This is a genomic window from Bordetella muralis (assembly GCF_965139205.1).
Taxonomy (GTDB): Bacteria; Pseudomonadota; Gammaproteobacteria; order Burkholderiales; family Burkholderiaceae_B; genus Bordetella_A; species Bordetella_A muralis.
Map to the genome: position 1 here is coordinate 285296 of NZ_CBCSIU010000001.1, position 19978 is coordinate 305273.

Annotated in this window: 19 protein-coding genes and 1 pseudogene; 13 read left to right on the forward strand and 7 right to left on the reverse strand. The window is 57.0% G+C overall.

The annotated features are described in order from the left end of the window. Window positions 1-308 precede the first annotated feature (308 nt). The 4 genes from ACNA0I_RS01315 (at window position 309) to ACNA0I_RS01330 (ending at window position 5882) form a co-directional block, all read left to right on the forward strand. Complete coding sequence (locus tag ACNA0I_RS01315) at window positions 309-1883, forward strand: recombinase family protein (protein ID WP_415804256.1); 1575 nt, start codon at window positions 309-311, stop codon at window positions 1881-1883. Then, window positions 1883-2785, forward strand: coding sequence for a plasmid partitioning protein RepB C-terminal domain-containing protein (locus ACNA0I_RS01320; protein WP_415804257.1), 903 nt, complete (start codon window positions 1883-1885; stop codon window positions 2783-2785). Before ACNA0I_RS01315 ends, ACNA0I_RS01320 begins: the two co-directional genes overlap by 1 nt. Before the next feature lie 74 nt (window positions 2786-2859). Next, window positions 2860-3741, forward strand: a complete 882-nt coding sequence (locus ACNA0I_RS01325; protein WP_415804258.1) for a plasmid partitioning protein RepB C-terminal domain-containing protein — start codon at window positions 2860-2862, stop codon at window positions 3739-3741. Between the two features lie 542 nt (window positions 3742-4283). Then, window positions 4284-5882, forward strand: a complete 1599-nt coding sequence (locus tag ACNA0I_RS01330) for an ATP-binding protein (protein WP_415804259.1) — start codon at window positions 4284-4286, stop codon at window positions 5880-5882. A gap of 458 nt (window positions 5883-6340) precedes the next feature. Here ACNA0I_RS01330 and ACNA0I_RS01335 read toward each other — a convergent pair whose 3' ends face one another. The 6 genes and pseudogenes from ACNA0I_RS01335 to ACNA0I_RS01360 form a co-directional block, all read right to left on the reverse strand. Further along, entirely contained in the window at window positions 6341-7678 is a 1338-nt protein-coding gene (locus ACNA0I_RS01335; RefSeq protein ID WP_415804260.1) for a tyrosine-type recombinase/integrase, read from the reverse strand. A gap of 290 nt (window positions 7679-7968) precedes the next feature. Further along, window positions 7969-8346 (reverse strand): helix-turn-helix domain-containing protein, encoded by a 378-nt coding sequence (locus tag ACNA0I_RS01340; protein ID WP_460478283.1) that lies wholly within the window; start codon window positions 8344-8346, stop codon window positions 7969-7971. After that, the gene (locus ACNA0I_RS01345) at window positions 8343-8627 is read right to left on the reverse strand and encodes a type II toxin-antitoxin system HigB family toxin (protein WP_415804262.1); all 285 of its coding nucleotides are present in this window, start codon (window positions 8625-8627) and stop codon (window positions 8343-8345) included. Before ACNA0I_RS01345 ends, ACNA0I_RS01340 begins: the two co-directional genes overlap by 4 nt. Continuing rightward, a pseudogene (locus tag ACNA0I_RS01350) lies at window positions 8605-8703 on the reverse strand (IS66 family transposase); the annotation flags it as partial. The gene ACNA0I_RS01345 and the pseudogene ACNA0I_RS01350, both read right to left, overlap by 23 nt. A 218-nt stretch (window positions 8704-8921) precedes the next feature. After that, window positions 8922-9215 (reverse strand): IS66 family insertion sequence element accessory protein TnpB, encoded by a 294-nt coding sequence (tnpB, locus tag ACNA0I_RS01355; RefSeq protein ID WP_415804263.1) that lies wholly within the window; start codon window positions 9213-9215, stop codon window positions 8922-8924. Window positions 9216-9262: 47 nt separating this feature from the next. Then, window positions 9263-9520, reverse strand: coding sequence for a hypothetical protein (locus ACNA0I_RS01360; RefSeq protein WP_415804264.1), 258 nt, complete (start codon window positions 9518-9520; stop codon window positions 9263-9265). Between the two features lie 245 nt (window positions 9521-9765). Between ACNA0I_RS01360 and ACNA0I_RS01365 the strand changes: the two genes are divergently transcribed. Both ACNA0I_RS01365 and ACNA0I_RS01370 read left to right on the forward strand, forming a co-directional pair. Continuing rightward, window positions 9766-10569, forward strand: coding sequence for an alpha/beta fold hydrolase (locus ACNA0I_RS01365; RefSeq protein ID WP_415804265.1), 804 nt, complete (start codon window positions 9766-9768; stop codon window positions 10567-10569). Continuing rightward, window positions 10566-11609 carry a M29 family metallopeptidase gene (locus ACNA0I_RS01370; protein WP_415804266.1) on the forward strand — a complete coding sequence of 348 codons (1044 nt, stop codon included), beginning with the start codon at window positions 10566-10568 and terminating at the stop codon, window positions 11607-11609. The genes ACNA0I_RS01365 and ACNA0I_RS01370 overlap by 4 nt, the downstream gene beginning before the upstream one ends. Before the next feature lie 18 nt (window positions 11610-11627). Here the strand turns inward: ACNA0I_RS01370 and ACNA0I_RS01375 are convergent, their stop codons facing one another. After that, window positions 11628-12407 carry an IclR family transcriptional regulator gene (locus tag ACNA0I_RS01375; protein WP_415804267.1) on the reverse strand — a complete coding sequence of 260 codons (780 nt, stop codon included), beginning with the start codon at window positions 12405-12407 and terminating at the stop codon, window positions 11628-11630. 123 nt (window positions 12408-12530) lie between these two features. Here ACNA0I_RS01375 and ACNA0I_RS01380 point away from each other — a divergent pair, with 123 nt between their 5' ends. Genes ACNA0I_RS01380 through ACNA0I_RS01410 form a run of 7 tightly spaced genes read left to right on the forward strand, consistent with a single transcriptional unit; the run spans window position 12531 to window position 19922 of the window. Then, window positions 12531-13508 (forward strand): Bug family tripartite tricarboxylate transporter substrate binding protein, encoded by a 978-nt coding sequence (locus ACNA0I_RS01380; protein ID WP_415804268.1) that lies wholly within the window; start codon window positions 12531-12533, stop codon window positions 13506-13508. A 14-nt stretch (window positions 13509-13522) separates the two neighbouring features. Then, the gene (locus ACNA0I_RS01385; protein ID WP_415804269.1) at window positions 13523-15820 is read left to right on the forward strand and encodes a xanthine dehydrogenase family protein molybdopterin-binding subunit; all 2298 of its coding nucleotides are present in this window, start codon (window positions 13523-13525) and stop codon (window positions 15818-15820) included. Window positions 15821-15828: 8 nt separating this feature from the next. Then, entirely contained in the window at window positions 15829-16626 is a 798-nt protein-coding gene (locus ACNA0I_RS01390) for a CoxG family protein (RefSeq protein WP_415804270.1), read from the forward strand. Then, entirely contained in the window at window positions 16627-17490 is an 864-nt protein-coding gene (locus tag ACNA0I_RS01395) for an FAD binding domain-containing protein (RefSeq protein WP_415804271.1), read from the forward strand. It abuts the gene before it with no gap. Next, entirely contained in the window at window positions 17487-17987 is a 501-nt protein-coding gene (locus tag ACNA0I_RS01400) for a (2Fe-2S)-binding protein (RefSeq protein WP_415804272.1), read from the forward strand. Before ACNA0I_RS01395 ends, ACNA0I_RS01400 begins: the two co-directional genes overlap by 4 nt. Before the next feature lie 8 nt (window positions 17988-17995). Next, complete coding sequence (locus ACNA0I_RS01405; RefSeq protein ID WP_415804273.1) at window positions 17996-19216, forward strand: FAD-dependent oxidoreductase; 1221 nt, start codon at window positions 17996-17998, stop codon at window positions 19214-19216. A 4-nt stretch (window positions 19217-19220) separates the two neighbouring features. Beyond that, entirely contained in the window at window positions 19221-19922 is a 702-nt protein-coding gene (locus ACNA0I_RS01410; protein ID WP_415804274.1) for an isochorismatase family protein, read from the forward strand. The last annotated feature ends 56 nt before the right edge of the window (window positions 19923-19978 follow it).

A 19978-nucleotide genomic window follows, 5' to 3' on the forward strand; every position in this document is an offset into this window, starting at 1 on the left:
CCGACGCCGAATAGGCAGTCCTACGCACCTCACAGACCGAGTGCCGGCTGTCCATCGCTTCCGCGCGAGCGCTCATAATCGCCTCGCGCGATGCATAGGGACACAACGGCAGCGCCTACCCATCTTGCGGTCCAGTACAGCAGGGGGCAAGGGCGGTGCAAACTCACCACTCGATGCATTGAACGTATAAAAATGTAATAGTTGTGTGGAACTTCTTGAGAAGTTGTGCCTTCAGGACTAAAAGTGCATGAAGCGCTGACATTTTGCGCTCCTCCCTAAAGTAGTGTTCTTTTGGGCTGGAGGTCAGGATGCCCTCCTCTTCGCTCGACTCGCAGGAGTCCGATCCCGGCACACTCACGCCGCTATTACCGGTCGCTGAGTATGTTCGCATGTCCACCGACCATCAGCGCTACTCTACGGCCAATCAAGCTGCGGCCATCCGAGCCTACGCCGATGCTCACAGGATGCGCATCGTAAGAACGTTTATGGACGAGGGCAAAAGTGGCCTGGACATTGAGCGACGCGGAGGACTTCAAGAACTTCTGGCCGCTGTCCAAGGCGGAACGTGCGAATTTCGAGCCATTCTCGTCTACGACATAAGCCGCTGGGGCCGGTTTCAGAACGCCGATGAAAGCGCGTACTACGAGTACCTATGCACGCGCGTCGGCATCAAAGTCGTTTACTGCGCCGAGCCGTTCCAGAATGACAACTCTCCCCTGGACACGATCGTCAAGAGCGTCAAACGCGCAATGGCCGGTGAATACAGCCGTGAGTTATCGACGAAAGTATTTGCTGGGCAGTGCCGCCTGATCAGGCTGGGGTACCGGCAAGGCGGCCCGGCCGGGTTCGGTTTGCGCCGCATGTTGATCGACAGCCACCACGATTTCAAGACAATACTCCAACCAGGGGAGCGCAAGAGCCTACAAACCGATCGTGTGGTGCTTGCCCCCGGCCCTGCTGAAGAGGTCGCTGTGGTTCTCCGGATTTATGAGGATTTCGTTGAGGGCCACAGGTCCGAAGGCGAGATCGCGCAAACATTGAACGCCTTAGGTGCGACGACGGACAAAGGCCGGCCGTGGACACGAGGCACGATCCATCAAGTGCTGACGAACGAAAAATACATTGGCAACAACGTCTACAACCGAACTTCGTCCCGACTGCGCCAACGCCCGCAACGCAACGCCCCCGAGGACTGGATACGCTGCGATGGCGCGTTTCAGGGGATCGTTCCCCCGACCTTGTTTGAATCCGCGCGACATATCATCGACGAGCGTTGTCATCGTCTGAGCGACGCAGATATGTTGGCGCGATTGCAGACGCTGCTTTTGCAAACCGGCAGCCTCTCCGGCCTTATCATCGACGAACAAGAGGACATGCCCTCCAGCTCCAGCTATCAGAGCCGCTTTGGCGGCCTGTTGCGCGCGTATCAACTGATCGGCTATGCGCCGGAACGGGACTACCGTTTCGTCGCCGTCAATCGGGCGCTACGAGCATGGCGACCACAGGTTGTGACCGGCATTGCCCAATCGCTTCGGGATGTCGGCGCGCACGTCCACCATGACGAGCCAAGTGGCATCATCGTGGTCAATGGAGAATGGAGCGCCGCGGTCATCATCGCGCGCTGCATCCGCGCCTCCACGTATCGATCCAAGTGGCGGCTGCGCTTCGACTCCCAATGCCAGGCCGACCTGACCGTCGCGGTTCGGATGGACCAAGACAATGAAACAGCGCGCGATTACTACATCTTTCCAAGGATCGACTGTGGAATCTGGCCAAGCCAACTAGGCGAGAACAACATCCCCCTCATCGAAAGCTATCGGTTCGATACGCTGCAGATTTTAGAAGACTTAGCTGAACGCACACTCATCAAGGAGGCCGCATAATGAGCCAGGAAACCGAAACCTTAGTCGTGCAGTCCATCCCGATTGGGTCGATACACATTCTTAATCCCAGGTCTCGCAACAAGCGCATCCACGCGGAGTTGATCGAAAACATCCAGGCAATCGGTTTAAAACGCCCGATCACCGTAAGCCGCAAGGCGCAGCCGGATGGTGAGCACTTATACGACCTGGTATGTGGACAAGGCCGCATCGAGGCTTATCTCGCTCTGGGCCAAGTCGAAATTCCCGCGCATGTCATCTCCGCCTCAGAAGAGGACAGCCTAGTCATGAGCCTAGTCGAGAATGTCGCGCGTCGGCAGCATCGCCCGATCGATCTGATGCGAGAGGTGGGCAGCATGAGGTCACGAGGCCATACCGACGGCGAGATCGCCGCGAGGATCGGCGTCACCGCGTCTTGGGTCAACATGATCGGCGGGCTGCTTGATCGGGGCGAGGAAAAACTACTGTCGGCGGTCGAGACGGGATTGATCCCGCTCAGTCTTGCCACCGACATCGCGCGTAGCAGCGACACGGAAATTCAAACGCTGCTGGCAGAAGCCTATGAGCGTGGGTTCCGTGGCAAGAAGCTGACGACGTTGCGCCGGCTTCTGGAGATTAGAACGAGGCGGGATGGGCTGCTGCGGTCCAACTCCCCAGGCAGCGGACGCTCAAGAAAGAAAAAAATAACCATCGCAGAGATGCGGAAGCTCTTCGAGCAAGAGGCAGAGAAACATCGTCTGATGGTCAAGCAGGCTGCCATTGTCCACGAGCGTCTTGCCGTCGCCACCCAGGCTTTAAAGGAATTGCTCACCATTCCAGAGTTCGGCAGCGTTCTGCGGGCGCAGCATCTCGACACCATGCCCAAGGTATTAGCCAATCGACTCAATGAGCGAGGTGCGTCGTGAACAGTACACCGCAGTCTTCGATACGCTCTCCTATCAAGTCAATCAAGGCAGCATTCCTGAACGAGTGCGTTCAAGTGGATCTCTCCGAGATTCTTCCCTTGAAACCGATCAAGGGGGCCGTGAAGCAAAGTCTGAAATACCTTCAAATCGTGGCCTCCATTCGTGAGGTCGGCATAGTCGAGCCTTTGATCGTCACGTCCCCCCCAAGCAAGTCGGAAGGGTATCTGCTTTTGGATGGACACCTACGCCTGGAGGCATTGAAAGATCTCGGCACCACCGTGGCCAAGTGCCTGGTGGCGACCGACGACGATACCTATACGTACAACAAACGGATTAATCGGCTTTCCGCGGTCCAAGACCATAAGATGATCGTCCTGGCAATGGAGCGCGGCGTCTCGGCCGAGCGCCTTGCCCGAGCCTTTCACCTGTCCCCGCAGACCATTCAGCATCGGTTCCGGCTGCTCAACGGCATCTGCGACGAAGTCGTTGAACAACTTGCCGACACACCCACGCCAGCGAAGGTGTTCAGCATCCTGCGTCAAATGAAGCCGCTTAGGCAAATTGAGACCGCAGAGCTGATGGTAGGCAACAAGAATTTTTCCGTAATGTTTGCCAATGCGATGTTGGTTGCAACCCCTCCAGCACAGCTTGCGGACGAGTTCAGAGCACGGGGAGAAGAAGACGGCGCATCGGCGGAATCCATCGCACGCATGGAGCGCGAACTAGCAGCTCTTCAAATGCAGAGTGGCGCGGTTCAAGACTCGTATGGCCCGGATGTTCTCCAGCTATCCGTCATACAGCGCTACCTGACCACGCTGCTCTCGAACGCGGCCATCGTACGATGGCTCGCCCAACACCAGCCCGAGTATCTCAGTGAATTCCAAGAGATCGTTGACCGGACCGAACTTCAATCGGGTCGAAATGGAGAACCTACGCTTGATGGTGCGGCCGCCTGACGTTCGCACCATGCCGCGGGAAAACCATATCACATTGATTGCCCCGCTACGCTTCGTGACACCTCCTCCGCATTGGGAACCGCCGCGGAGCGCGGTCAGGGCTGCGCGGCGACCCTGTAGCGGGTCGTAACGAACCACCACTTCACAGAATGAAGCTGCCAAAGTCAGCGTAGCCATGCGGATCAATGGAGGCCCCTGAAACCCTAGCCAAAAGAGCGCGGCGACAAGAGAAACCATTTCCCCCATCTTGAATCCAGACTCCAAATCGTCGCTCTAGCCAGCAATGGGCGTGGACATCCCCCTCGGGAAGATCCGCGGCGTAGTCCGAATCCCCATTGTCTATCGGTGGGTTGAGAACTACGTTGATGAACAAGGTGTCGCCGCGGCTTTAGCAACGTTAACCCACTCAGTAAACGGCACCCACCAGCAACCGGCATTTATCCAGAGAGGCGAGCTATCCGCTAGACTTGCAATGTCAAGCATGCTTACATTTCGACGTAAAACTGGTATGCTGTGCTCAACTTGTCACGCCGGAGATACCTTTGGTAGCGAGCAAGCAAATACTCAGAAGAATTGACGGAACGCCAGAAAAAAGGATGTTCCTTGCAATCATTAGTGACTACGATCTTCGCACCGGCATCTGCGAGCTAGTTGATAATGCGCTCGATTTTTGGCTCACCAATGGAAGAAAGCCAGGATTGAAAATTGATGTTCGACTCGACGTCGAACGTCAAATGATGCGTGTCTCCGACAATGCGGGGGGCGTCCGAGAAGATGATGCGCGGTTACTGATCTCGCCTGGCGCTAGCAGTCTTCGAGATGGTCATGACGTTATTGGCACATTTGGTGTTGGAGGAAAGCGCGCTGGCGTTGCCCTCGGCGAACAAGTGGAAATCCGTTCTCGCTTCGGTCGCGGGAAGAGTATTCAAGTCGATATCACAAATGATTGGTTGAATGATGACGATTGGAATATCGACATCTACGAAATCCCCGATATCTCTCCTAGCACCACCACGGTTGACATCACGAAGGTGCGTCAGGGTTTCAGCGTGGCCGATGTGGACCTGTTACAGACACATCTAGGAGAAACCTACTCCTGGTTCATCGAGCAGGGATGCGAAATTCGGCTAGACGGGAAACCGGTCACGGCCACTCTTTTTGATAATTGGGCATATCCGCCAGAATATCCGCCTCGCACCGCGTCGTTCGAGATCATACCCGCCGACGAAAAGAAGCTCACGGTAATTCTTCGGGCGGGCCTCATTCGTGACCGGATCCCTGAAGCGGAAAATTACGGCGTTTATTTCTATTGCAACAACCGCCTTATCGTAAAAGAGCTACGCACTCGAGATGTCGGCTACTTCATTTCAAGCGAAGCTGGAGTACCCCATCCGGACGCGTCGCTCTGCCGGGCGATTGTGGAATTTAATGGCCCACCTGAAGTAATGCCGTGGAACAGTAGCAAGAGTGATTTGAATTACAACCACCCCGCGTTCACCCAGATTCGCCCGCGTTTAATTAATTTCGTTAGTTATTTTAGCTCCCTTTCCCGCCGGCTTAAGCATGATTGGGATGGCGCGGTGTTTCATTACACGAAAGGCGAGATGGAGGTCGTTGACCCCGCCGAAGCCACTTCCCCCAAGCGCACAGTCCTGCCCATGTTACCCCGAGCGCGTAAAGTCGCTCGGGTCGATCAACTACGGGCGTTCAACAAACGCGCTATGGACACAAAACCCTGGACCGTTGGGCTCGTAGAAGCGATGGGGCTCATTGAGGTGATCGGCAAACAAAAGTTGGAGACAAAAAATCGGGCGGCCCTTATTCTGCTCGACAGTAATCTGGAGATCGCCTTCAAGGAATTCATCGTCAATCGAACGGATCTTTTTCCACCCCACAAATACAACGATGCGAAAATACTTGATATATTCTCACGGCGCTCTAATGTCATTAAAGAGGTGACAGCTCATATCCCTATCAAACCTGATATCTTGAGCAAAATTGCCCACTACTATGGTTTGCGTAATAAGCTCGTTCACGAACGAGCCACCGTTGGAATTACCGATCGGCAGGTGGATGATTACCGGAAGACCGTCGAGGCCGTCCTTCGTTCTCTGTTCGATCTCAGATTCCCAACGCCCTGATGAATGCACTGCTTTCCCAGCGGATCACTGCAACGGACATTCCGTTCTTGAGATGGAAGAATCGAGGCAGCCATGCCGGATGAACGATTGAACTAGGTCCATTCATCCGAATGTTTGCCGACAGCCCACAACGCGCGGCCGCACTAGCGTAAATTGCGGCTGCTTGTCCGCAATTTCGGACAAAGCGCTGCAACCGTCGGACACCGCCTAAACTACGGTTATGGCTCAATATCAATGATTACCGTCAATTACTTGTGCGACATCGCTCGCTCGAAAATATACACGCCGCCCTATCTTTCTCTTGAGTGGCCCCCAGGTCCGAGCAAACTCCGAGCCACCCAACATCGCTACGCGTACGCCATCCCGACTGCGTTTAAGAACCGCTGACAATTCATCCAGCGATAAGAGGATACCGTAGCGCTCAATGAGCTGTTCTTCCGTCTTAGATCTTTCATCTGTCATGACTGCTCCACCTTCAACGAACCTGCGTGTTTGGTCCCGGGCGGAATAGCGCGATCCAACACTCGACGATGTCGATACGGTCGGTACTTCCCCAAGCTGGTATGCCCTCTATCCTGATCGGTTGGGCCTAGAGCAACCTGTGGGGCACTCCCCTCTAGACTTGCTCCGACCAGTCCCTTACGCAAATTCGCCACGCGTTCGGCCGCCTCCCGAATAGGATGATCTTCTGCATGGACGTATCGCATAAACATTGTTGCCGTTTTATGCGCTGTCAGCGCCATGCCAATCTTGACTGACACCCCCGAATTGGCAATGTCAGTAGCGGCCCGATGACGAATACCATGGGTGCCGACGTGAGGTACCTTGGCACGCTCCAAAATACGCGTCCAACCGTTCTTATAGGTTCCCTCGGACATCGGTTGATCGGCACGAAATACACTTGGGCAGACGTAAGGTGACCCTTCAATGCGAGGCGCCGAAATCAGAAGCTGATACGCATCTTCGCTCATGGGTTTCGATATTTTCCCCGTCTTGCTGTCCGGCCACTCGATGCGGCGATTCTCAAAATCCACCCACGCCCATTCCATCTGCCTGATCTCAGACATACGTGCTGCGAAAGAAAACTGCAGACGTATGCCTAGGGTCAATAGTGGATGCTCCAAGCCCTCCGCATCCGCATGATCCAGGTACTCGTAGATGCGCACAAGCTCCTCGTCAGTGATGAAGCGGGTTTTCCCCTTCTCCGGGTACATCGGTACATGACGGCAAGGATTCGAGCCATCCGGACGATACCCCCACACCTCTGCCATGTTCAGCATCTTGCGCAGGCATGCGAACGCACGATTGATCGTGGAAGGAATGCGCGAATAGGCACGCATCATTTCACTCACATCGGCACGTGTCAGATCTGGCACCTTGATGCGGCCCAAGGCCGGAATGATGTAACGGTCGATATGCTCTTGGTATGTTTGAACCGTGCTGGGCTTGTTGCGCGGCGTCGAGTACTCCTCAATGAATTGTTTGCACAATTCATTGACAGTCAAAGCTCGACGGGCCGCAGCCTTCTCCGCGCTGGGATCGTGCCCCTTGCGAATATCGGCAAGCCAGTCTCGTGCAATCTCTCGCGCCTGGTCAACGGTCAATTCTCCAAGGCGACCGATGGTCGGCTTACGGCGCTCCCCCGCATTTGTGCGATACTGAAGGGCAAATATCTTCTTGCCCTTGGTGGTGACTTTGCAAACGAAGCCAGGAACGAGCGTGTCACGCAGTTCGTAGTCCTTGGCCGCAGCTGCGGCAGTTTCCACAACGGTTTTGGTTAGCTTCAAAATAGCCATAACGCCTCCTGTTAAATGACGATTTCCAGGAACCAAATAGGAGCCACGGGAGAGCGAAACTCACCCAAAATCGTCCAATTACAGCGTAATGCTAAATTGATCCGACCCTCCGGAAAACCAAGCCTAGCGCGGCTTAGCGGGTTCCAGCGGGTTTTATCATCTCAAATTCCGTCATTCTCAAAATCCCCCTCCGCAAGGCGTGCCGGTTCGATTCCGGCCCTGGGCACCAGAATTTAAAAAGCCGCTACTGCAAATGCAGAGCGGCTTTTTGTTTGGTTCTAGGAAAGAGACTATGCGTGGGCCATCGGCCGAATCAAACTCTCTGCCGGAATACCAAGCTCTTGATGCAAGCGCCAAATCATCGGCAACGTCAGATTACGCTTACGACTCAACACCTCATAGACGCGATTACGTTTGCCTATCATTGGCTCCAAGTCTTTCGGCATGAGGCCACCCTGCTCCATTCTGAACTTAATGGCCTCGACAGGATCCGGTAGATCGATCGGATAGTGTTTGGCCTCATAGGCCTGAACCAACGTAGTCAAAACATCGAGCAGATCACCATCAGGCGTACCCGATTCCGGATCCGATTCCATTAGTCTCGAAATTGTCTTTAGAACCGACTTGTAATCGGCCTCAGTATGTACGGGGCGGATTTCCATAATCACTCCATTTCCGCGGTTTCGGCGTCAATCTTGTCATATTCAGCGTGCGTGCCAATAAACTTCACGTAAACGATACCGAGCTTGAATGCAACAGCAACTATTAGTCGGTGGTCATTACCTTTTATATTGAAAACCACATGCCGATTCTTGAAGATGCTAGCGCTGCGATAGTGCGCCTTGATATCAGCAGGCTGAGTCCACTGCGCTTTAGCAATCTCATCTACCCATGCCTTAATGGACTGCTCCGCATCTGGATGCTTGTTGCACAGGCGTTTCGTCGGCATGGACCACGCGATGCGTCAGGATGGCTTGGCGCAAGGCATCGGCCAACGGCTGCAGTTGCACGCCGCACACGCCAACCCCTGTGATCTCGTGAGTCAGTTGCGCGATTCTGGTGTCCTTGAAGCGGATCTTGTCTTCTAACGCCTGACGCTCGGCCCAGCTGTCCTGCAGCAACTGGCGCAAGGCGTCTGCGTCCAGGTTTGCGAGGTCGGTAGCGGGCGGCGTGATCATAGCCCTCAGTTGCCATGTTCACCCTGGTGAGGTTATTGGCGCATGCCCCGATTGCGCGCTACCGGTCACAGACTATCGATAATTCCGCTTGGTCCCATTCGATGCCAGGGCAAGCCGATGACCAGGGCCTGCAACTGCTCTTCGGTTAGCGTCAGACCTGGGGAGTCAGGACGTGGCCGCGTGAATCGACCTTGATTCAATCGTCTGGCAGCCAGCCAGACGGCAATGCCGTCATGAACCAGCACTTTTAGGCGGTTGGCTCGGCGGTTTGCAAATAGGTATGCATGATGAGGGTGGGCAGCACCGAACACCTTTACGACTCGGGCCAACGCAGTCTCGGTACCCGCGCGCATGTCCATTGGTTCGGCCGCAGCCAGATTTGGTCGATGCGGATCATCGCATGACGTCACGTAACCAGGCTGCGCATCGATCCGTCTGTGTGATCGGCCAACGTATGGATGCCTTGAGTTGGCTCATGATGTCCGAGTCGCTCGTGTTCGAGCATCCACCGACGCAACAAATTGGGATTGATCCCGTGATCCATTGCAATCGCCGTCAGCGATTTACCCGGCTGCTGACAACTGGCGATCAATTCCAACATCTGCGGAATCAGCGTCACGACATCGACCAGCACGCCGTAAGTCTGTTCAACAAGACTGCGCATAGCGGTCGAGATCGGTTTTCAGGCTGGCCGGCTGACCGATTCTATTCCGGTACATCACATTATTCGCCTACCCGTAGGTTTGAATATCCAGATTGACCTGAGAATTCCTGCTGATAGAATATAGTTCTGCCTAACGCACCACTATTCCTTTTTTCGCTGTGAGGAGGTGGCCGGTTGAAGGCAGACAGATAACGGTGGCAACTAGCCAAAAAGGAGGTGACGTGAATACGGGGACAGGAGCGCATGTGCGTGCGAACGGTATTCGCCAGCACTATTTGCACTTCGCCGGCGCTGGCCGCAACGTGCTCATTATCCCGGGCATCGTCAGTCCGGCCGCTCTCTGGCGTCACGTTGGGCAACAGCTTTGTGAAGAATATGACTGCCGTATCCTAGACGTAAGAGGACGCGGACTATCCGAAAGCGGCCCACATTTAGATTACGGCGTAACTGCCTGCGCCTACGATATAGTCGCGTTCGTTCAGACCACAGGTATGGAACAACCCATCGTGGTGGGTCATTCCATGGGTGGACGAATCGCGCTCCGCGCTGCCACGCTATCGCCTGGACTTTTCGGCGCACTCGTGCTGATTGACCCCCCCACTAGCGGCCCCGGCCGGAGATCCTATCCAGTGCCGAAGTCCAGAACCCTGGCCTTGTTGCGCGCGGCCCATCGTGGTGAAGCGCTTGAGTGGATGCAACAAAGTGGCGCCGCCCCATGGCCAGGCAAACTGCAGCAGCTGCGTGCGGAATGGCTGGCTACCTGTGACGAGCGCGCTGTGCACGTTGCCTACGACGATTTTCATAATGAAGATCTTTTCGCTGATCTCGCACAGACGAAGGAACCACTTTCGATGCTCTGTGCGGGCAAAGGCGGGGTCGTTTCCGACGCAGATGTCACGGAGATGCATCAGTTGCGCAGCGATATTTCGGTCGCGCGCCTACCCGGCGTAGGCCACCAGATGCAGGCCGAGAACTTTGAGGCATTCAAACAGGCGTTGGGCGATATTCTTGCCCAGCATCATCAGACCATCGAGAGGAACAGCAATTGAAACTGGACGCGGAAGTACTGGATCTGTTCACGAGAGAATTGAGGCTATGCGGCGTCAAATCGGGAGAAACGGTCGTAGTATTGACCGCCGATGATGAATGGCAAGAGAACGCAAATGCTTTTATGGCCGCGGCCCAACACCTGGAAGCAACGACCTTCAATCTGAATGTCCGCCGCAGCCAGCAAAACGCGGTGGGTGTGCAAGGGCGACATCCCGTTGTGGGAAATGAACTCGCAATGCGGACGCTCAAGTCGGCGGACATGGTAATCGATATGGTTGGCCTCTTATTCTCGCGCGAACAGGCGGAAATCCAGGCCGCCGGCGTACGTATTCTTCGCGTAATGGAACCCTTTCACGTATTAAAGCAGATGTTCCCTACCGAAGATTTGCGGCGTCGCGTCGAATACGCCAAGGAGATGCTCGAGCAAGCAAGAGAGCTTCGGTTCACCTCTGATGCGGGCACAGACGTCACCTATCAGTTGGGCCAGTACCCTGTGATCTCAGAATATGGCTACACCTATGAGCCTGGCCGTTGGGATCACTTCCCGTCGGGATTTTCTTTCACACAGGGTAATGATGGCGGAGTCAACGGCACGGTCGTGTTGCAGCCAGGCGATATTCTTTGCGCGTTCAAGAAGTATGTTGAGTCGCCGGTGACATTGAAGATAAAAAATGGCAATGTCGTGGACATATCAGGCGCGGGCGTTGATGCACAACTGATCGATAGCTACATCAAGAGCTTCAGTGATGACCGGGCCTATGCGATTTCACACATAGGCTGGGGGCTCAACGAGAAAGCGCGTTGGTACCAGTTCTCGGTGACACGCCAATTGCCGGCCGAACATGTGATGAACGCGTTGTCGTTCTATGGCAATGTACTTTTTTCTCTGGGGCCAAACCTGGAAGTGGGGGGAGACAACGACACGGCTTGCCATCTGGACTTGCCTATGCGCCGATGCAACCTTTGGTTAGATGGAACACAGATTCTGAAAGATGGCGACGTCATTCACCCTGCAATGCGGGTCGATCACCACGCTTGAATGACCCGTGGGATCGCCCTAGTCTGCCGACTCACCCAATGCGACGGAGCTGTCCGCTGGACGCCAACTATCGAATATAGTGGCATCACCACCCAGCCGGCGCGTCAGATCGGCCGAGGCTGCCAGCAAGCGGACGGACATGGCCGAAATCAACTCTGCAGAGAATCGGGCAGCCGGCCCGGAGATGGCTAGGGCCCCACGCAGATTTCTCTGAGGGCCGAATACGGGTGCCGCGATTGCAGCAATATCTGGCTCGCGCTCGCCGATCGTAATAATGTAGGGCTGCACGGGAGCCTGTGATCGAGGAGTGATCGCCGGGTCGAACGCCATCAGAACCCGGCCCGCCGCTCCTTTATCGAGCGGCACGAGGTCGCCGGTTCGGATATGGTCCCGGATCGATCGCGGCGAGTCCACCCGGAAAAGACAGACGCGGTGGTTGCCCTCGCGAGTGAAAAACGACGCCCCCTCTTCAGTCTCCTGAACAAGCCGACGCAAAATCGGTGGCACATGATCGTCCAGACGCAGAGCAGATTGGTAAAGCCCGCCCCAGTGCAACAGCATCGAACCTAGCTGATAGCTTCCGTCGTCCAAGCGCACGATGCAATGCTCCTGCACCAACGTTGCTAAGAGGCGCAGGATAGTGCTCTTGTACATCTTGGTTCGGCGAGCGATTTCGTTCAGCGATAAGGAACTGTCGCCCGCACGAAAGGCGTTGAGTATAGCAATCGCCCGCTCTACTGCGGCAACGCCTCCCGCTTTTACATCATTATCCGGAGCTTCCGACATTTGTTCACTCAATTTTCTAGTGCATATCCTAGTTGACATTGTAGCGTACTGTTAGGCAGAATACAGTTCCTCTTAACAGAACACGGGGCTGCAGCTCTTGCTGTTGCGTCCTATAACTTCCCAGGGGTATCCACGATGCATAACGTAAGCTGGAAGAAGCTTTTCGCAAGCCTGGCCTGTGGCAGTCTTTGTTTGATGGGCGCAGCCAACGCCGAGCAGTATCCGGACAGACCCATCACGCTCATCGCGCCCTATCCACCGGGCGGAGCCACTGATCTGTACGCCCGCTCGGTCGCGGCGGGCCTAGACGAGCTGGGCCAGTCGGTCGTGGTCGAGAATCGCGCAGGCGCGTCTGGGATCATTGGTGCAGACTACGCAGCCCGGATGGCGCCTGATGGCTACACGATGCTGATCGGCGCGTCTTCCATGTTTTCCGTGCTGCCGCTGCTCAGCGAACGGATGAGCGGCGTCTACGAGAAGATCGAACCTATCTCCATTCTCGGATTCAATCCGTCGTACGTGGTTGTGCCCGCGACGCTGCCAGTCAACTCCATCCAGGAATTAATTGCCTACCTCAAGAAGAACCCCGGCAAATATGGCTACGGGTCCGCCGGAGCTGGCACCTCGCAGCACGTGTTCATGGAACTCTTCAAGCAGCGCGCTGACGTCGATGTGTTTCCGGTGCAATACAAGGGGAGCGGCCCCATGGTGATCGACCTGATCGCCGATCGAGTCGTCATGGCAATCGAGCAGGGGCCTGCGGTGCTGGCCTACATCAAGTCCGGCAAGTTGAAGGCGCTTGCCGTCACGACGGCAAAGCGATCCGAAGCCTTGCCCAACGTTCCCACGTTGGCTGAAACCGTGCTTCCGGGCTTCGACGTTGTTACCTGGTTTGCCCTCTATGCGCCCAAGGGTGTGCCGCAGAACGTCATCGACAAGGTCGTGCCGCAAATCGCCAAGACGATGGCTTCGGAAGAGGTCAAGAAGCGCTTGGGCGCTGTGGGCGTCGAAGCCGCGTCCAGCACGCCCGAAGACGTTGTAAAGCGGCAAGCCGCCGAGACTGCATTGTGGACGGACGTGATCGCGCGTTCGAAGATCTCGCTCGAAAACTAAAACCCGGCCTTCTCATGCATTCCAAGCCTCTGTTTTCGCTCAGCACCGAGCCCCGCTCAGACTATATTGAAAAAGTCACGGGTGCGGCAGTCTACGCGAGCGACATCGCCATACCGAACATGCTGCACGGCAAGATCCTGCGCAGCACCGTGCCGCACGCTCGCATTGCGAAGCTGGACCTGAGCGCGGCACTTGCAATTCCGGGCGTTGTGGCCATCCTGACAGGCGACGACCTCAAAGACCTGCCGGGTGCCGAGATCCGGTGGGGACTATCGTTGCGCGATCGTCCGGTCATTGCGCTGGAAAAAGTACGTTACGTGGGCGACCCTGTTGCCGCGGTGGCCGCGATCGACGAGGCCACAGCAGAAGAAGCCGTCGATGCCATCGTTGTCACTTATGAGACGCTGGCGCATTCGACAACGGCGCAAGAGGCTCTTGCCGAGGGCGCCGCACTGGTCCACGAAGATATGGATGTCCTCAAGGACTATTATTTTCGAGGGCATTGCACGCCAATCGAGGGAACCAACCAGTTCCAGCAATGGGCCTATGAAAGTGGCGACGTCGATCGCGTGTTCCAGGGCGACGTCCGGATCTTTGAGGATACTTTCACTTTTCCCATGGTTTTCCACTATGCGATGGAGCCGCACGTCTGCATCGCAGACTGGAAGCCCAACTCGTTGGAGATCTGGAGCGGAGGCCAGACCCCCACCGCTATCCAGCGCGTCTGTTCAGAAATCCTGGGCATACCGTTGGCCTGCGTCAGGGTGCATTCTCCTTATGTCGGAGGCGGGTTCGGCGGAAAGGCATCGGTAAAGATCGATCCCCTGGTGGCGGCACTATCTTGGAAGGCACGGGCGCCCGTTCGGGTCTGCCTGACGATCGCCGAGTCGATGTTGACCTGCCGCCGCCTTGACGCCGAGGTGGAGCTCAAGACGGCTGTAGATAAAAGCGGCAGAATCGTTGCGAAGTCGGTGCGCGCCGTGCTGAACGGGGGCGCGTACGCGGATACAGGGCCCGCCATCGCCGTCAAGGCCGCGATCCGGGCGATCGGGCCGTATCACATACCCAATCTTCGACTTGAGGCCGTAGGCGTTTACACGAACACGGTACCGGGCGCTGCATTCCGGTCTATCGGGGGCCCGCAGGCTGTATGGGCTACCGAGTCGCAGATGGACATCATTGCCGACGCCATGGGTTATGACCCAGTCGAATTCAGGATGCGCAACCTGGCTGAAAAAGGCCAGACCCTGAAGCACGATCTGCGGCCGATCGACGTCGATATGCGGCGGTCGTTACGTGCGGCGCTCGACACGCTCAAGAATTTGCCCGAGTCCCGCCACGAAGGGCGACGCGGGGTCGGTGTGGCTGTGGGAGCGACTGATCCCGGAATCATGCCGATCGGCGGCTCTATCGTTCGCTTGCGTGCTGACGGCTCCGTGAATGTTTCGGCGAATACGGTTGAAATCGGGCAAGGAAGCCGTGGGGTGCTTCGCATTATTGCCGCCCAGACTCTGAACCAGCCTTTGCGCATGATCTCTGTCGCGCAGCCGGACACTTTGCAGGCTCCGTATGACTGGGGCACCGGAGCCAGCCGCTCGACAGTCATCATAGGCCTGGCTGTGCAAATGGCATGCGAAGACATCGTGCGCCAAGTGCGCGACACCGCTGCCCAAGTGCTGGGAGGAAACCCGGACGACTACAAACTGGTGGACGGCGCAGTCGAAGGGCCACAGGGATCTATTGCATTGATGGAGCTTCTGCGACGCTTCAACGGCATGGCTGCGGGCGAGTTCCTGGGCGTCGGCCGCGTCAATCCCAACACCAAGGACGGCAGTTTCAAACTGCAGCCGCTGTTCTGGGAGACGGGAGCCGGGGCATTTGAAATTGCTCTCGACGAAGGAACAGGTGCCATCAAGGTTTTGAGGGCGGGCGGTGCCGCCGACCTGGGCCACGTGATGAATCCCAAGGCCGCCGAAGGCCAGGACGAAGGCGCCATGGTAATGGCGCTGGGCCACACGCTGTCAGAGGAATACATCTACGAAGACGGCCAGGTCGTGAACGGAACACTCTTTGACTACAAGGTGCCCACGATGGAAGAGCTGCCCGATCAGGTTGGAACCACCCTGATAGAGAGCGGTGACGGACCCGGCCCATTCGGATCACGTGGCGGCGGCGAAGGAGCGATCCTGCCTGCGGCGCCCGCCGTAGCCAATGCTCTGTTCCAAGGCTGGGGAATCCGGTTGAAGGAACTGCCATTGACTCCAGAGCGCGTCTGGCGCGCGTTAAGAGACAAAACCCTAAACGAGAAATAAGCGACGCCATGGATTTCAGAATCGACGCACTATTACCGGCCACTGCCGCGCAACTGTGGGCCATCTTCTTCGATGTACAGCGGGTTGCTGCCCTCATTCCGGGTTGCGAGGACGTCGCCGAGGTAGAAAAACTCAAAGAGTTCGCCGCAGTCATGCGGCAGAAGATCGGGCCTTTCAAGCTGGAAGTGCCGACCCGCATCATTATCGAGTCCTACGATATAGAGCGGCAGGTTTCCCTGAAAGCTGCCGGCAAAGACAAGGCTACGGGCACGACCATCGACGTAGGCATGGTTGTTAATCTCGAAGAACGGCGCGACGGCAAGGACGTGGTGTGCAAGCTGGACGTCAGCGCCAGCATGCAAGTCGCAGGCCGTCTTGCTTCCCTGGGCTACCCGATTGTGCGCAAGCGTTCAGAGCAACTTTTTGCCGAGTTCGAGCAACGCTTGCGCGCCGAACTGTCGAACCTGGATGGCGTCCGAGCCGTGGCGCCGGAACCGCAGCCCAGTGCGCCGGGCAGACCGGCACCCGACAGAAAACCGCATGCCGCCGAATCTGCAGTGCAGATCGAGCCCGCGCCTTCCAGCACCGCAGCACGGCAACAGGAGCCCACGCATTTCGCGCCTGCACCGCCTGCACCTGAAAAGGGCCGCACCGAACTGGTTTTTCTTTGGCCCAGGCTGGGTATCAACGTAGCCGTCGCCATCGGGGTCGCACACGGTGCGGTCGCGTTTGGCCAGTCGCCGTGGTGGTGGCTGGCCGCTCCTTTACTGGGCGCGGCTGCGAGCCTGGGCAAGCGAGGTGGCTGAATGCGTGCCAAGAAATTCTTTCTGCACCGGCCTGGCAGTCTCGAAGAGGCCATTGCGCTAAAGAAGCAGTATGGCGACGCCGCCGCGTTCCATGCTGGGGGGACAGAGCTGCTGGTCGCGTTGAAAGCCCATGTCTTGCGATACGAGCATGTAATAGATCTCAAGCAAATTGATGAGCTAAAAGGGGTGCGGCTAAGAAGCGACGGCACGATAGCAATCGGGTCGCTGACTACGCACGACAAGATCGCGAATGACCCGATCGTGCGCGAATCGCTGCCGGGGTATGCCGAGCTGAGCGAGCATGTTGCCAATATCCGAGTCCGGATCGCGGGCACCCTGGGGGGCGTGCTTTGCTTTGCCGAGCCCCACGCCGACGCGCCGACCATGCTCTGTGCCCTGGACGCCTGGCTGGTCCTGGCTGGCCCTGATGGGCAACGTGAAGTCATGTCCAGGGATTTTCATCTCGGCGAGTTCGCAACGGCTCGCCAGGAAGACGAAATCTTGGCGTCGATCGATATCGCGCCTCAGTCATCGGGCACCCGATCGGCTTACCGAGCGTTCGGGCATACCGAGCGGCCCGCCGTGGGAGTGGCCGCCGTCTGGTCCATAGACAACCCGCAACGCCTGAGCCTATGGGCCGGCGCGATATCCGCCAGGCCTACTCGACTGGGGCGAGCGGAGCAAGTGGCGGCCGGCCTCTCCCCCGACCTGTGCGCTGACGAGATATGGAATCACCTGCGGCTTGCCGTGGCCGAAGATGCCGAAGACATCGACGCCCATGACGACCTCCACGGCGGCGCCGACTACAAACGCCATCTTGTATCCGTTCTTGCCGAACGGGCTCTTAAAGCGTGCTTGCCATGAGCCAGACCGAATACGAATTTCCCATAATGCGCGTGGATTTCAATCTCAACGGCAAAGCCACTTCCGTGGACATCGAACCGTGCGAGATGTTGATCGACGTACTGCGTGACCGCTTGCAGCTGAAGGGAACCAAGCGATCATGTGACGTCCAAGTCTGTGGTGCTTGCACGGTTCTTGTGGACGGGAACCCGACTTCCAGTTGCACCACGCTGTGTGCCGACGCGCACGAACGTGACGTGACGACCATCGAAGGGCTGGCGAATGGCAAAGAGCTGGACCCCGTCCAGCGCGCATTCATCGCGCACGGCGCCTTGCAGTGCGGATTCTGCACGCCGGGGATGATCCTGTCTGTCAAGGCGATGTTGGCGCGCCACGAGAAACCATCTGAAGAGACCGTACGCCATTATCTGCGCGGCAATATTTGCAGATGCACCGGCTACGTCAAGATTCTTGAGGCCATCATGGACCTCATTCAAAACCCATCGCACTATCAATAGAGGAACAAATGTCTGATTCCAAGAACACTCGTCCTCGGCCGCACGTGATTATTGCGGGCGCCGGAATGGGAGGGCTGACCCTCGCAATCGCTTTGTTGAAAAAAGGATTCGACGTCGACATCTATGAGCAGTCGTCCGAGCTGCGCGAGGTAGGCGCGGGATTGTGGATCTCGGCGAATGGCGCGCGGGTCATGGAGGCGCTTGGCCTGACCGAAACACTGCAGCGCATCAATCTTCCGCCGAAGGACCGGCTTATCCGGTACTGGAAGACCGGTGAGGGAAAATCGGTCTACAACCTGCGAGGCAGTACGCCTAAGGCAGACCATACCCTGATTCAAGTGTTGCGAGCAGAGCTGCAGCGCGTACTGTATGAAGCGGTTATCAGCATCAAGCCGGATGCGGTTCATTTCGGGGCCCGCTCGCTCGGCGCTGAAACCGTCGATGGGCGCGCCCGGCTGCTACTTGACGATGGCCACCATGTGGATGGCGATGTGGTCGTCGGCTGCGATGGCGCGCATTCCCGGGTCCGCCAGTCAATGTTCGGTCCCGCGCCCGCCCGCTATACCGGTGCGCTGGCTTGGCGCGGCCTTGCGCCGATGAAAAACCTGAAGCCGCAGCACCGCGAGGCCCTGGCCTCCACATGGGTAGGGCCCACGGCGCATGTCACCACCTACCCGGTCCAGCGCGATGGCGAAATGTTTGTCAGTTTCTCGGCCCAGGTCGATAGCGATACTTGGCACACCGAGTCATGGTCCGAGAAAGGCGATCTCGCCGATGCGCTGAACGATTTCGCGGGCTGGCACCAGGACATCATCGATCTGTTCGTCGGATCGGAAAACCTGTTCCGCTGGGGGTTGTTCGTCCGTGATCCGCTCGAATCATGGTCGAAGGGGCAAGTGACCCTGGTTGGGGATGCCTGCCATTCCATGACACCCTACCTGGGGATGGGGGTTAACCTGACCATGGAGGATGCTTTCGTTCTGTCACGTTGCCTGGAGCAAAACGCGGACACCATTCCCGAAGCGCTGCAAAGATACGATCGCGCCCGGATCGACCGCGCCAATCGCACCAAGGCCGAGTCGCTGAACATGTTTGGCATATTCCATAGCCCCGATCTCGCGGAAAGCGCCACCGCCTGGCCGTACATCCACAAGCACTGGTCAGAGCAGGCCGTCAGTGAGCGCTACGACTGGCTGCTTCAGTACGACGCTACCTCTGTGGAGATCTGACACCATGAATGAAGTTCAGGGACAACGTGTACGCCCGTGGGATGGGGTCATTCCAGACGAAGAGCTCAACATATATCGGACGGCGGGCTGGGGAGCGCAGACCGGGATAGGTCAGCGCCCCGCGCTGCTGGTTATCGATGTGCAATACCGCTCAATGGGCTACGAGCCTATGCCCATTGAGCAGGCCATCAAGAGCATGCCTACTAGTTGCGGTGAGCACGGCTGGCGCGCCGTACCGCATATCGCCCAACTGTTGGCCGAGTTCCGGAGAATAGGTGCACCCGTGCTGTATCCGCATGTCGCCCCGAAACGATCCCACGATCGTGGCCAGTTCGAAGCCAAGGTACCCGGCGTCATGAACGTGTCGGCGCCTGACTATGACTTCGTCAAAGAGGTCAGCCCACAAGAAGGCGACATCCAGATTCCAAAACACCAGGCAAGCGCCTTTCACGGTACTGCACTTGCAAGCTACCTGGTTGGCCTTGGCGTGGACACGGTGGTGGTCACGGGCTGCACGACCAGCGGTTGTGTCAGGGCCACCGTAGTTGATGCTTGCGCGCTGAACTATAAGGTGGTGGTACCCCAGGACGCCGTTTATGACCGGTCGCAGATATCGCATGCCGTAAACCTGTTCGACATGGCAAGCAAGTACGCCGATGTAATGCCGACAGTAGATTTGGTAAGTCTTTTGCAGACTGGCGGTTAACTTCGTTCTATGGAGATCGGGTTGCCTATTGCGGCAACCCTTTTCCATTTCGGAAC

Bases quoted from the DNA above. Each gene is read 5' to 3' on its own strand.
- ACNA0I_RS01380 (WP_415804268.1), top strand. From the start codon at position 12,531: ATGCATAACGTAAGCTGGAAGAAGCTTTTCGCAAGCCTGGCCTGTGGC.
- ACNA0I_RS01345 (WP_415804262.1), bottom strand. From the start codon at position 8,627: ATGCCGACGAAACGCCTGTGCAACAAGCATCCAGATGCGGAGCAGTCC.
- ACNA0I_RS01405 (WP_415804273.1), top strand. From the start codon at position 17,996: ATGTCTGATTCCAAGAACACTCGTCCTCGGCCGCACGTGATTATTGCG.
- ACNA0I_RS01410 (WP_415804274.1), top strand. From the start codon at position 19,221: ATGAATGAAGTTCAGGGACAACGTGTACGCCCGTGGGATGGGGTCATT.
- tnpB (WP_415804263.1), bottom strand. From the start codon at position 9,215: ATGGACATGCGCGCGGGTACCGAGACTGCGTTGGCCCGAGTCGTAAAG.
- ACNA0I_RS01390 (WP_415804270.1), top strand. From the start codon at position 15,829: ATGGATTTCAGAATCGACGCACTATTACCGGCCACTGCCGCGCAACTG.
- ACNA0I_RS01385 (WP_415804269.1), top strand. From the start codon at position 13,523: ATGCATTCCAAGCCTCTGTTTTCGCTCAGCACCGAGCCCCGCTCAGAC.
- ACNA0I_RS01335 (WP_415804260.1), bottom strand. From the start codon at position 7,678: ATGGCTATTTTGAAGCTAACCAAAACCGTTGTGGAAACTGCCGCAGCT.
- ACNA0I_RS01400 (WP_415804272.1), top strand. From the start codon at position 17,487: ATGAGCCAGACCGAATACGAATTTCCCATAATGCGCGTGGATTTCAAT.
- ACNA0I_RS01395 (WP_415804271.1), top strand. From the start codon at position 16,627: ATGCGTGCCAAGAAATTCTTTCTGCACCGGCCTGGCAGTCTCGAAGAG.
- ACNA0I_RS01360 (WP_415804264.1), bottom strand. From the start codon at position 9,520: ATGCGCAGTCTTGTTGAACAGACTTACGGCGTGCTGGTCGATGTCGTG.
- ACNA0I_RS01315 (WP_415804256.1), top strand. From the start codon at position 309: ATGCCCTCCTCTTCGCTCGACTCGCAGGAGTCCGATCCCGGCACACTC.
- ACNA0I_RS01320 (WP_415804257.1), top strand. From the start codon at position 1,883: ATGAGCCAGGAAACCGAAACCTTAGTCGTGCAGTCCATCCCGATTGGG.